Annotated in this window: 12 protein-coding genes, 1 tRNA gene and 1 other RNA gene; 6 read left to right on the forward strand and 8 right to left on the reverse strand. The window is 67.5% G+C overall.

The features are described from left to right. Positions 1-4: 4 nt before the first annotated feature. Entirely contained in the window at positions 5-442 is a 438-nt protein-coding gene (locus ACR9Y6_RS07160; RefSeq protein ID WP_481280677.1) for a YceD family protein, read from the reverse strand. Between the two features lie 235 nt (positions 443-677). On the opposite strand from ACR9Y6_RS07160, the gene ACR9Y6_RS07165 reads away from it, so the two are divergent. Beyond that, positions 678-1,124, forward strand: coding sequence for a hypothetical protein (locus tag ACR9Y6_RS07165; RefSeq protein ID WP_371023004.1), 447 nt, complete (start codon positions 678-680; stop codon positions 1,122-1,124). 2 nt (positions 1,125-1,126) lie between these two features. Beyond that, complete coding sequence (locus tag ACR9Y6_RS07170; protein WP_481280678.1) at positions 1,127-1,711, forward strand: Maf family protein; 585 nt, start codon at positions 1,127-1,129, stop codon at positions 1,709-1,711. Positions 1,712-1,724: 13 nt separating this feature from the next. Here ACR9Y6_RS07170 and ACR9Y6_RS07175 read toward each other — a convergent pair whose 3' ends face one another. After that, positions 1,725-3,344 (reverse strand): ArnT family glycosyltransferase, encoded by a 1,620-nt coding sequence (locus ACR9Y6_RS07175; RefSeq protein ID WP_481280679.1) that lies wholly within the window; start codon positions 3,342-3,344, stop codon positions 1,725-1,727. 5 nt (positions 3,345-3,349) lie between these two features. Between ACR9Y6_RS07175 and ACR9Y6_RS07180 the strand changes: the two genes are divergently transcribed. Genes ACR9Y6_RS07180 through ACR9Y6_RS07195 form a run of 4 tightly spaced genes read left to right on the forward strand, consistent with a single transcriptional unit; the run spans position 3,350 to position 7,888 of the window. Further along, positions 3,350-4,291, forward strand: coding sequence for an AAA family ATPase (locus ACR9Y6_RS07180; RefSeq protein ID WP_371023007.1), 942 nt, complete (start codon positions 3,350-3,352; stop codon positions 4,289-4,291). Then, a complete protein-coding gene (locus ACR9Y6_RS07185) occupies positions 4,291-5,247 on the forward strand; it encodes a DUF58 domain-containing protein (protein WP_481280680.1) in 957 nt (318 codons plus the stop codon). The genes ACR9Y6_RS07180 and ACR9Y6_RS07185 overlap by 1 nt, the downstream gene beginning before the upstream one ends. Continuing rightward, positions 5,244-7,238 carry a transglutaminase TgpA family protein gene (locus ACR9Y6_RS07190; protein WP_481280681.1) on the forward strand — a complete coding sequence of 665 codons (1,995 nt, stop codon included), beginning with the start codon at positions 5,244-5,246 and terminating at the stop codon, positions 7,236-7,238. Before ACR9Y6_RS07185 ends, ACR9Y6_RS07190 begins: the two co-directional genes overlap by 4 nt. A 44-nt stretch (positions 7,239-7,282) precedes the next feature. After that, on the forward strand, positions 7,283-7,888 hold the full coding sequence (locus ACR9Y6_RS07195) for a Slp family lipoprotein (RefSeq protein WP_481280682.1): 606 nt from the start codon (positions 7,283-7,285) through the stop codon (positions 7,886-7,888). A gap of 258 nt (positions 7,889-8,146) precedes the next feature. Here the strand turns inward: ACR9Y6_RS07195 and ACR9Y6_RS07200 are convergent, their stop codons facing one another. The 6 genes from ACR9Y6_RS07200 to ACR9Y6_RS07225 all read right to left on the reverse strand — a co-directional run bounded on the left by ACR9Y6_RS07200 (position 8,147) and on the right by ACR9Y6_RS07225 (position 11,646). Continuing rightward, positions 8,147-8,491 carry a histidine triad nucleotide-binding protein gene (locus ACR9Y6_RS07200; RefSeq protein ID WP_481280683.1) on the reverse strand — a complete coding sequence of 115 codons (345 nt, stop codon included), beginning with the start codon at positions 8,489-8,491 and terminating at the stop codon, positions 8,147-8,149. A gap of 19 nt (positions 8,492-8,510) precedes the next feature. Further along, positions 8,511-9,113, reverse strand: a complete 603-nt coding sequence (gene recR / locus ACR9Y6_RS07205; protein ID WP_481280684.1) for a recombination mediator RecR — start codon at positions 9,111-9,113, stop codon at positions 8,511-8,513. Between the two features lie 18 nt (positions 9,114-9,131). After that, the gene (locus ACR9Y6_RS07210) at positions 9,132-9,455 is read right to left on the reverse strand and encodes a YbaB/EbfC family nucleoid-associated protein (protein WP_306847417.1); all 324 of its coding nucleotides are present in this window, start codon (positions 9,453-9,455) and stop codon (positions 9,132-9,134) included. Next, on the reverse strand, positions 9,452-11,143 hold the full coding sequence (dnaX, locus tag ACR9Y6_RS07215) for a DNA polymerase III subunit gamma/tau (protein WP_481280685.1): 1,692 nt from the start codon (positions 11,141-11,143) through the stop codon (positions 9,452-9,454). The genes ACR9Y6_RS07210 and dnaX overlap by 4 nt, the downstream gene beginning before the upstream one ends. 77 nt (positions 11,144-11,220) lie before the next feature. Beyond that, positions 11,221-11,317: signal recognition particle sRNA small type (ffs, locus tag ACR9Y6_RS07220), an RNA gene on the reverse strand. Positions 11,318-11,555: 238 nt separating this feature from the next. Next, a tRNA-Ser gene (locus ACR9Y6_RS07225) sits at positions 11,556-11,646 on the reverse strand. Positions 11,647-11,733 lie beyond the last annotated feature (87 nt).

The following is an 11,733-nucleotide window of genomic DNA, read 5'->3' on the forward strand; positions in this document are numbered from 1 at the left end:
GAAATTACTTTATGAGTCCGCGGAGTGCCGCGAACGGGTTTTCAGATGTTTCCTGCGAGGGTGTTTCGTCCTCGCCGGGTCCGGTTACGTCGTCGGGCAACTCGTGATCCGGATTCACCGGGACCAGGGGCAGCGCCAACAGCAGTTCATCTTCGATCGTCGCGACCAGGTCGAGCTTGCCGTCCTGTTCGACCAGCAGCGCCTCGTAGCCCGGGGGCAGCGAAGCCTCTTCACTTTCCTCGACGATCAGTCCGAGACGGGTATCGACCTCCACCGGCAACTGGAAAGGCTCCAGTGAGCGCTGGCAGATCAGCGTCAACTGGGCTTTCGCAAGCACGGCCACGTAGGCGGTACCGAATTCGTCGCGACCGAAATCCAGCGTGTAGGTTACGTCCCCTTCGGGAGACGCGACCACCTCTCCGAGACGCTTGAATGCGGACACGGGGAGCTGACCCTGGAACGAACGCCGCGCACGAACCTCGCGCCAAGCGTCCACGGACGATGGCAAAGTCACGGACATAATCGTGAAATGGTAGGCATCAACACCCTTGAAGTCAACCGGTTAGGCCTCCGGCATCCAGGAACGGCGCGCTTTTGCGCAGCGTCGGGACTTTCGGGCAGACTCGCTTCCTTCCGGCCAGTTTGCCGCAGCACGCCCACCAGGGGGAAGAGGTCGCGTGTTTTCCTTTGCCTATTATGCACTTGCCGGGGTGATCGTCGTCGCCGTGGGCTTGTGCGCATGGACGGTACGGCACCAGCGTTCGCGCCGCCGGCATGGCGCCCTGCAAGATCTCATGGACAATGCCGACCGCCTGGAGTCCGATCTCAAGGACTGTCGCGACCGCCTGCAACGGGCCCACGCCGTCATGTCGGTCAGTCCCGACCTGCCCGCCACCGGCGAGGTCGAAGCCCAGCAAGCGGTCGACTCGGGGCTCCGCGCCCTGCTCCAGCAACGCCTGTGGATCCGCGACCGGGCACCCGATGCCAGCCAGCGTGAACTGGACGAGGCGGTGGACGCCCTGGTCCGGGCCCGGCATCAGCTTGAGCCGCGGTTGCGCGCCCTCGACGATGCGCAGACGGCGCTCGATACCGCCGTGCGCGAACATATCCACAAGGAGTTCTGATCGTGTCACCGCAAGCCACCATCGTCCTCGCCTCCACCTCGCCCTACCGCGCCAGCCTGTTGCGGCGGCTGCTCGAGCACTTCGAGCAAGCCTCGCCGGGCACCGATGAAGCCGCCCTCCAGGACGAGCGTCCCGGCGCCCGGGCGGCCCGCCTGGCGGAAGCCAAGGCGCGCGCGGTGGCGGAGATACGCCCGGGCGCGGTGGTGATCGGCTCGGACCAGGTCGCCGACCTCGACGGCACCGTGCTGGACAAACCGGTCACGGTGCATGCGGCGCACAAGCAGCTGGCGGCCAGTTCGGGTCGTGACGTGGTCTTCCACACGGCGGTCTGCGTGATCGACCTGCGAGGGGACGCGACGACGCATGTCGACGAGACGCGGGTGCGTTTCCGCGAACTGAGCACGGAAGACATCGCCCGTTATGTCGAACGCGAACGGCCCCTCGATTGCGCAGGAAGCTTCAAGTGCGAGGGCCTGGGCATCGCCTTGTTCGAACGGATCGACAATGAAGACCCGACGGCGCTGGTCGGCTTGCCGTTGATCGCCACCTCGCGGTTGCTGCGTGCCGCCGGGGTCGTCCTTCCGTAGGTTTTCGCGAACACTACGGCGCCAGCGACGCCCGATAGGCCGAGGTCCACACCACGCAGGCGTCGGGATCGGTCGACGAACCGCGCATCGCACGCGCGGTGGCCGCGTACAACGCGAAACGCCGGCGTCCATCGAAGCGGTCCACCCGTTCCAGGGGCGACATGACCTCCACCCGCGAACAGACCGAGCCCAGCCAGTCCCTCTTCTCGCGTTCCCGCAACGCCGTCTCGTCGACCACGAGCAGGAGCGGCTGTCCGGCATGCGCCGCGAGCGCCGATTCGTCGAGCCGCCAGGCCGCGAGTTGTGGTGCGCGCCCATGCTTGACGTTCAAGGGGCTGTCCAGCGAATACACCTCGCGCGCACCACCCAACGCGAAGCGCAGCTCCGCCGCGAGCATGAAGTTGTCGGCCACGACGATCAGCCCCGGCCGAAGGGCGAGCTGCTTGCGCACCGCCTGCGCGCTTTCGCTCCAGCCGGTGAAATTCGAGGGGAACGCCTTGACGCCGGCGAGACGCGCCGCGCCGTCCTTCGAAGCAGCCAGTCCCAGATAACCCAGGCCAGCCGCAAGGCCGAGACCGGCGAGCGCGAATCCCGCGAACGCTGTCCGCCGCCAGGCCGTGGAGGCATCGCGAAGCAGGCCGGGCAGGACGGCGCAGATCAACACATATCCCGGCAGCGGCCAGTGCACGCGGAAGCGTATGTCGTCCGCGAAGAGCCCGAGCACGAAGTACGCCACGACGAAGGTGCCGGCGATGGTCGCCACCGCGTCGAAAGGTGCCTCATCGCGTCGCCGCCACGATCGCCACAATGCCCACAGCATCACCACCCATGCCACGGGAGTGCAGGTGATCGCCTGCTCGAGCGGCTGCACCAGGGCATCGGCGTGGAAGCGCCATGGGTTCCGTTCGACGACCTGGAACGCGATCCCCGCGCCTTGCGACCCCAGGTTGTAGAAGACGATCGGCAACAGGCCGATGGAGGCGATCGCCGATGCCAGCCACAGGCCGGGCCGTGACCATTGCGCGCGGCCACGCGGCATGGCGAGCAGGAAGATCACCCCGGCAAGCATCGCCATCGCGGCCCGGTAATGCGTGGCCCATGCGATGGCGAGCCCCAGCCCAAGCCATGCCCAGTCGCGAAGCCGGTCGGTTTCCAGCGCGGCGAGCAGGCCCCGTGTCGCCAGCACGATGGCGAAGGTGAGGGGCACGTCCGGCAGCGCCAACACGCCAAGGCTTCCCACCAATGGCAACGCGATGGCGAAGGTGGCCGCCTGCCAGCGCTCCACGTCGCCACCGTAGCGACTCGCGATGGCCGCCACCTGCCACGGCACGCAGGCGCCGATAAGCAGGAACGGCAGGCGCATGGCGAAAAGGCCATGACCAAGCACGCCTTCGGAAAGGGCGATCAGCCATGCGGTCAGTGGCGGAAGGTCGCTGTAGCCCCACGCCGGCGCGAGGCTCTCCTGCCAATAGAACGCCTCGTCACCGAAGGGCGACAACGTGCACGCTATGACCACCCTGGCCATGAGGGACACCACCAGCAGGACGAGGAACATCGCTCGCCAGGATCGCGCCGGCACCGCTACACTCGAACGCTCACTCATCGACATGGCCAGGACGGGGGGCAGACGCATCGATCATGTCCGCGACGAATCCACTCCACGATGAAATGCTCCGGCATCGCCTGGATGCCGCCCTGGCCCAGGTCAACGGGGTGCTGCTGGGCAAGCCTCGCCAGGTGAAGCTGGCCTTCACCTGCCTCATCGCGGGCGGGCACCTGCTGCTGGAGGACGTGCCCGGGGTAGGCAAGACGACGCTCGCGCATGCGCTGGCCGCCACGTTCGATCTCGACTTCCAACGCATCCAGTTCACCAGTGACCTCCTGCCATCGGACATTATCGGGGTCAGCGTGTACGAGCGCGAGACCGGCGAATTCCGTTTTCATCCCGGCTCCATCTTCACCAGCCTGCTGCTCGCCGACGAGATCAACCGGGCGACACCGAAGTCGCAGAGCGCGCTGCTCGAAGCGATGGCCGAGGGCCAGGTCACCGTCGACGGTGTCACCCGCGAACTGCCGCGCCCCTTCTTCGTCGTGGCCACGCAGAACCCGCTCGACCTGGCCGGCACCTTTCCCCTGCCCGATTCGCAGCTGGACCGTTTCATGCTGCGGCTCAGCCTCGATTACCCCGACCCCGCCGCGGAACGCGCCCTGCTCACCGGCGAGGATCGCCGCGACATGATGGCTTCGCTCACGCCGCGCCTCGACGTCACGGCGATCGGCCAGCTGCACGCCGCGGCGCAGTCGGTGAAGGTGAGCCCCGCGCTGCTCGATTACCTGCAAGCCTTGCTTGCCGCCAGCCGGAAGCACAACGAGGTGCGCGTCGGTCTTTCACCCCGCGCCGGCCTGGCCCTGCTCGCCGCGTCGCGGTCGTGGGCCCTGTTGAGCGGACGCGACTACGTGATTCCAGAAGACCTGCAGACCGTCTTCGTACCGGCCGCCGCGCACCGCCTCGTCCCCGGCCGTGGCAGCCACCGCGAAGCCATCGCGCGATCCATCCTGGCCGAGACCGCGGTGCCCTGATGCCCTCACGCGCCCAGCGGCTGGTCGCCTGGGCGGAACGCCGCCTGCCTTCGCTGACCCGGTTGCGCCAACGCGAATCCTTGCCCATCCAGTTGCACCGCCGGCGCATCTACATCGTGCCGACCGGTTTCGGCGTGGGCTTCTCGGTGCTGCTCGGCGTGATGCTGGTGGGTTCGATCAACTACGCCAACAACGCGGCGCTGATGCTCACCTGCCTGCTCGGCGCCGCCACCGCCGGCAGCATGCTCGTGGCCTTTCGCGTGCTCAACGGCCTGACCATCGGCGGCCTTCGCGCAGGGACCGCCCGCGCCGGCGAACCCGTCCGGGTGTCGCTCGACATCGGCGCCAGCCAGCGCGAACGCATGGCGGTGCGTCTCGATATCCAGGGGCGGGAGCACGTTTTCGTCGTACCCGCCGGCGCCGCCACGACCGTGGAATTCGACCTGCCCACGGAATTCCGCGGATGGCTCGCACTGCCACGGATGCGCGTGCATAGCCGCTGGCCGCTGGGCATGTTCCGCGTGTGGAGCTGGCTCAATCCCGATCGCGCCGTGCTCGTCTATCCGCGTCCGGAGGCGCTCGGTCCCAAGCCGTTCGAACCGCGTGGCGATGCCGACCGCGGACGCCCACGCCCGGGCGACGAGCTGGCCGCCCTGCGCGAATACCGCCCGGGCGATCCGCGGCGGCAGATCGCCTGGAAGTTGAGCGCGCGTCACCACGGCCTGCTGGTGAAGGATCTCGAACAACCCGCCCCCCAGGAAGACTGGCGGCTGGATTGGGATGGCATGCATGGCCTCGACGACGAATCGCGGATCGCGCGCCTCGCCCGCTGGATCGACGAAGCGAAGGAAACCGGCAGGCGCTGGAGCCTGAAACTGCCGGACGGGTATTTCGACGTCGCCCAGGGCGACGAGCACTACCACCGTTGCATGACCGCCCTGGCGCTGCGGCCATGACCGGCATCCGTCCCTCGCTGAGCCGCCGGCCGACCGGCGACCCCGTGCTCCACGCACGATCGTTCGACCTGCTCTGCCTCACCATGGGCTTCGTGCTGCTGGTCCACGCCATGCATCTGCCATGGTGGCTGACCACCGCCCTGGGGGTCGTGCTGGTCGCCCGCTGGCAGCAGCGCCGCCGTGGTGGCCGCAACGCGCCCTTCTGGATCAAGCTGCCGCTCATCGGGCTGCTCCTGGCCGTGGTGATCCTGCAGAACGGCACCTTGTTCGGGCGCGAACCGGGTAGCGCGTTCGCCGTCGGCCTGCTGGTGCTCAAGCTTCTGGAGAGCGAACACCGGCGCGACGCACGCGTCGGCATCGCGTTCGCATGCTTCGCCTTGATGAGCGCCCTGCTCTTCGACCAGGGCCTGGTCGCCAGCCTCTTCGTGAGCCTGGGACTGGTACCGGCACTGGCCACGTTGCGCTCGCTGGAGGAAGTGGAGCCGCAAGCGACGCCGTGGTCGCGCGAGTTCATGCCTGTGCTGCTCGCATTGCTTGCCGCCGTGCCGCTGTCGTTGTTCGCCTTCCTTTTCGTGCCGCGCCTCAGCACGCCGCTGTGGGGCACGCCGCAGAACAGCCAGGCGGTGACGGGCTTGTCGAACCGCCTGTCACCCGGCGACATGCTCGACTTGATGACGGACGACACGCCGGCCCTACGTGTCAGCTTCGATGGTCCGCCGCCACCGAATGCCGCCCGTTATTTCCGCGCATACACGATGCAACAGTTCGACGGCCAGGGATGGAGTCCGGGCTCGCGCAGTTCGCGGCGCCCACCGTCGGACGCCGAATACGGCAAGCGCATCGCCTACCAGGCGTCGCTGGAACCGACCCACGACCGCGTCGTGCCGATGCTCGACCTGGCGACGATGGCGCCGCCCGACACCGTCCTGCGGCCGGACCACACCGTGTTGGCCAACCGGCGCATCGACGAGGTGTTGACCTTCTCCGCGCTCGCCGCCACCAGCTATCGGTTCGAGCCTGTCCTGGACGAAGGCGTCCGCCGGGACAACCTGCAACTGCCGATGGGTGCCGGCCCGAAGGCACGCGAACTGGCGGCATCCTGGGCGCAGCGCCATGGCGCCGACCATGCGGCCATCGCGCGAGCCGCGCTGGCGATGTTCCATGCCGACTTCTCGTACACGCTCGCGCCCGCCCCGCTGGGCAGGGACCGGATCGACGACTTCCTGTTCCAGACGCGCGAAGGCTACTGCGAACACTTCGCCTCGACCTTCACCTTCCTCATGCGTGCGGCAGGTATTCCCGCCCGCGTGGTCACGGGTTACCAGGGTGGCTACTGGAACACCACGGGCAGTTACCTGCTGGTACGCCGGTCGGATGCGCATGCCTGGTCGGAGGTCTGGCTGGAAGGCCGTGGCTGGGTGCGTTTCGATCCCACCGCCTCGGTCAGGCCCGAGCGCGTGCAGTTGGGTGCGGCCGCGGCCGCGGCGGGCCATGGCGGCGAAGAGGGATTGTTCGACATGCCCTGGTTGCGCAACCTGCGCGACCGCTGGGATGTCGTCAACCAATGGTGGAACCGCGGCGTTATCGGTTTCGACGCGTTACGCCAGCAGGGACTGCTGCAACCGTTCGGCATCGCCCATGCCGAGGTCACCGATCTCGCACTGGTCTTTGCGATCGGCTGTGCCTTGCTGGTGGCGGCCGCGCTGGGCTGGGCGTTGTTCCAGCGCCGTGAAGGCGACGCACTGGATGCGTGGATGCGACGGTTGCAGCGAAAGCTTGCGAAGGCCGGCGTAACGCGACGGGCAGGTGAAGGACCAAGGCATTTCTTCGCGCGCGCCGCACGCGCGTTGCCCGCGCAAAGAAATGCATTGGAAAGGTTGAGCGAGCTTTACTTGCGGTCGCGCTACGGGTATGACGAACCGCCGCCTGAATCGGTGAGCGAATTCGGTCGTGCGGTGAAGGAATTAAAGGCGCGCCGCGTGGTCAAATAACAGGCATGGTATCGGCCGTGCCCGGTGCCTCCAGGAGATGTGACATGTCCATGTACAAACCGCTGGTCATCGCCGCCGCGACGCTGGCCCTTGGCGCATGCGCCACGGTGCCGCAGCCGTTGCAGGGCCAGTTCAACGACGTATCCACGGCCGGCGCCCAGCAAGGCGGCGCGCCGGGCGCCAAGGTGCGCTGGGGCGGCGAGATCATCAAGACCGAGCCGGGCCCGCAGCAGACCTGCTTCTTCGTCCTGTCCGAGCCGCTGGACAGCGAGGCCCGCCCGACCGCCAGCAAGACCGACAGCCAGGGCCGCTTCGTGGCCTGCCGCGACGGCTTCTACGATCCGGAGGTCTTCACCCGCGGGCGCGAGATCACCGTCACCGGCACCCTGCACGGCGCCGTCACGCAAAAGGTCGGCGACTTCGACTACGCCTACCCGCGCGTCGAGGCCGATGTCGTCTACCTGTGGCCCAAGCGCATCCCGGTGACGCGTTACCCGCCAGGCTTCTACGACCCGTTCTGGGGCCCGGGCTGGGGTCCGGGTTGGGGCCCCTACGGTTATGGTCCGTGGGGCGACCCGTTCTGGTACCGCCCGCGCACGATCATCGTGCCGCGCCCGGTCCCGCATCCGCCGCCGCCCCGCGCGCGCTGACGGTCGAAACGAGAAAGCCGGCGAAAGCCGGCTTTTTCGTTGATGGTGGGACCGACCTTGGTGGGAGCCGACCCTGTCGGCGATGGGTGCTTGCGACTAACTGGCCCGCTGCCGCGGGATTCGCCGACAAGGTCGGCTCCCACCGTGCTTGCCTCACCCTGGCCCGCTGCCGCGGGATCGCCGACAAGGTCGGCTCCCACCCAAGTCAGGGCAAGCGCCCGTCGCCGACAGGGTCGGCTCCCGGAGACTTCCGTTCGCTCAGCCCGGGGGCCAGGTCATCTGCCGGCCCGCGAGCAGGTGCACATGGATGTGGAACACGGTTTGCCCGCCGTGCGTGTTGGTATTGATCACGGTGCGATAGCCCTTTTCCGCCAGGCCCTGCGCACGCGCGTAGGAAGCCGTCGCCAGCAACAGCTTGCCGAGCAGTTCGGCATCGGCCGGCGTGGCGTCGTCGAGCGTGGCGATCGCGCGCTTGGGGATGAACAGCACGTGCACGGGCGCCTGCGGATTGACGTCGCGGAACCCGAGCACATTGTCGTCCTCGTAGAGGATATCGGCGGGAATTTCGCGGCGGACGATCTTGGCGAAGATGGTGTCGGACATGCGTCGTTTTCCTTATGGATCAGCCCAGCGATTGACGGCTGCCGAATGCGTGGGCCAGCGTGCCACGGTCGACGAACTCCAGTTCGCCGCCCAGGGGCACCCCATGCGCCAGCCGCGTGGCGCGGATACCCGCGGCCTTCGCCAACTGGCCGATGTAGTGCGCGGTGGCCTCGCCTTCGACGGTGGGGTTCGTGGCGATGATCATCTCGTCGACCTCGCCCTCGCCAAGGCGCTCGGCCAGCAGGGGCAAGCCCAGTTCGTCCGGGCCGAGGCCGTCCAGCGGCGACAACCTGCCGAGCAGCACGAAGTAATGGCCGCGATAACCCGTGGCCTGTTCGATCGCGGCGAGATCGGAAGGCGATTCCACCACGCAGAGCACCTGCTTGTCGCGGCTGGGACTCGCGCATAGCGAACACACCGGCGTCTCGCTGAAATTGCGGCAGCGCGTGCAGTTGCCGACGTCGCGCATCGCCGATTCCAGTGCCGAGGCCAGGCGAAGCCCGCCCTGCCGCTCGCGTTCGAGCAGGTGGAAAGCCATGCGCTGTGCGCTTTTCGCACCGACGCCCGGCAGGCAACGCAGGGCGTCGATCAACTCGCCAAGCAGGCGGGAACCGTTACTCATGATCTCGGCGGCGATCCGTCAGAACGGCATCTTGAAGCCGGGCGGCAGGTTGAGCCCGGCGGTGACACCGCCGAGGCGGTTGCGGCTGAGTTCGGCGATCTTGTTCACCGCGTCGTTGACCGCCGCGGCGACCAGGTCCTCGGCCATTTCCGGATCGTCGGCGAAGGCCTGGCGATCGATGTGCACGGAGCGCACCTCGTGACCGCCGGTCATCGTCACCGTGACCAGGCCGCCACCGGCGCTGCCGGTGATTTCCGTCTTGGCGAGTTCGTCCTGCGCGCGCTTCATTTCGTCCTGCATGCGCTGGGCTTGCTGCATCAGTTGACCGATTTGACCTTTCACGTTCCTGGCTCCACGGGTTTGATCGATTGCGGGATGACACGCGCGTCGAATTCGCGCTTGAGCGTCTGTACGAGCGGGTCGGTCTCCATCGAGGCCTCCGCGTTGGCCTGTGCCTCGCTGAGTGCCTGCGCACGGCGCTCGGCGGGCGTGCCGAGGTTGCCGTGGTCGGCCACGAAGCGGAAGCGAACGCGGCGGCCGAGTGCCTGCGAGACCTTTTCTTCCATCTGGCTGGTGAGCGGTTCCACCGCCAGATGCATGTGCGAGGGCATCAGTGCCAGCACCATGCTCTCGCCATCCACGCCACGCAACGAGCAGTTCTGCGCCAGCTGGCCGATCGGTCCACGCAGGTTGGCGCGTTCGACGACCTCGTGCCAGTCCGGGAGACCGTTGGCGTCGACGGTGACCGGGCGCTGCGGCGCGGGCGGCGCGGCAGCGGGAACCGGTGCGGGTGCCGGAGCCGCGGCGGGCGCGGCTTGCGGACGAGACACGGGTGCGTCCGGCGGACGAGATGCCGGAGCGGACGCCGCCGCACGCGGCGGTGCCGCCGGCGGTTGAGCGGCGGGCGACGGCGCGGCGGGCGCACGCGTCGTTGCGGCACCCTGCCCGGGTTCGGCCGGACGGAACGCGTACATGCGCAGCAACACCATCTCGAAGCCGATACGGGCATCTGGAGCCATAGGCAGTTCGCGACGGCCATTGGTGACGATCTGGTAGTAGAGCTGGACGTCTTCCGGCGCCATGCGTTCGGCGAGCGAGGCCAGCCCGGTATCGCTTTCCTCGCCACGGTAGCCCGGCACCAGCTGGAGCAGCTGCACCCGGTGCAGCACGGTGGCCAGGTCGTCGAGCACGCCGGCGAAATCGGGCGAGAACGAGGCGATGCGATCCGATTCGGCCATCAGCGCCGCGCCGTCCCCGGCGGCGAGCGCCTCGAGCACGCCCAGCACCTGGCCACGCTCGACACTGCCGAGCATGGCGCGAACGTCGGCCGCGCGCAGCGCGCCACCACCGTAGGCGATCGCCTGGTCGAGCAGCGAAAGGCCGTCGCGAAGCGAACCGTCCGCGCCATGCGCGAGTTCGCCGATGGCTTCGTCTTCGTATTCGATGCCTTCCGCGCCCAGGATGTGCCGCATCTGTCCGGAGATCTGTTCCGGCAACAGGCGCTTGAGGTTGAACTTGAGGCAGCGCGACAACACCGTCACCGGCAGCTTCTGCGGATCGGTGGTGGCGAGCAGGAATTTCACGTGCGGCGGGGGCTCTTCCAGCGTCTTCAGCAGGGCGTTGAAGGCCGGCTTGGAAAGCATGTGCACCTCGTCGACCAGGTACACCTTGAAGCGTCCACGCGAGGGCGCGTACTGCGCGTTCTCGATCACCTCGCGTACGTCGTCCACGCCGGTGTTGCTGGCCGCGTCGATTTCGAGCAGGTCGACGAAGCGGCCGGCGTCCACCGCCGTGCAGACGGCGCATTCGCCACAGGGATCGGCCGATTCACCACGCTCGCAGTTGAGCGACTTGGCGAAGATGCGCGCGATCGTGGTCTTGCCCACGCCGCGGGTACCGGTGAAGAGGTAGGCATGGTGCATGCGCCCGGAGTCGAGCGCGTTGGTCAGCGCGCGGACCACGTGCTCCTGACCCACGAGTTCGGCGAACTTGCGCGGGCGCCACTTGCGTGCGAGGACCTGATAGGACATGCGTAGTACCTTGGGACGACAGTGGATTGTGCCAAGGACCGGAGGGTCGCGAAAGCTTGCCCCCGAAAAGGCGATGACCCTGCCAGCCACACCCCGGCACCCGAATCGTCCGCTACCGTTGCTTCCTTCCGGACCTGGCGGAGTTTACGGACTATCGTCGCGGGGGGACCGACAGGGCCACCATAAAGATAGTGCTTTTTCTAAAACCATTTCTCGCGATCCTTCGCGCAGGGGCGGGATTGTTCGGCCCATCCTGGGCCTCACCCCTTCGCTTCGCTACGGGGCCGGCGCTACGCGCCGTCCGAATTTGTTCCAGACAAATTCGTCGAACCCGCGCGGGTTCAAATCCCGCCCCCACGCTGCGGCTTCGCTTACCGGAGCTACAACGTGTGGGATAACTCGATCTTGAAACTGGCGGAGAGGGCGGGATTCGAACCCGCGATACGCTATTAACGTATACACACTTTCCAGGCGTGCTCCTTAAACCACTCGGACACCTCTCCGCACTGGTACAACCTCTTCCCCGGCTTCCTGTCCGGCAAAGAAGCGGAAGGATAACGTTAGCGCCCCGGCGGGGCAAGCGGCGATCG

The sequence above is a fragment of the Luteibacter sp. TLI7-4A genome (assembly GCF_056754745.1).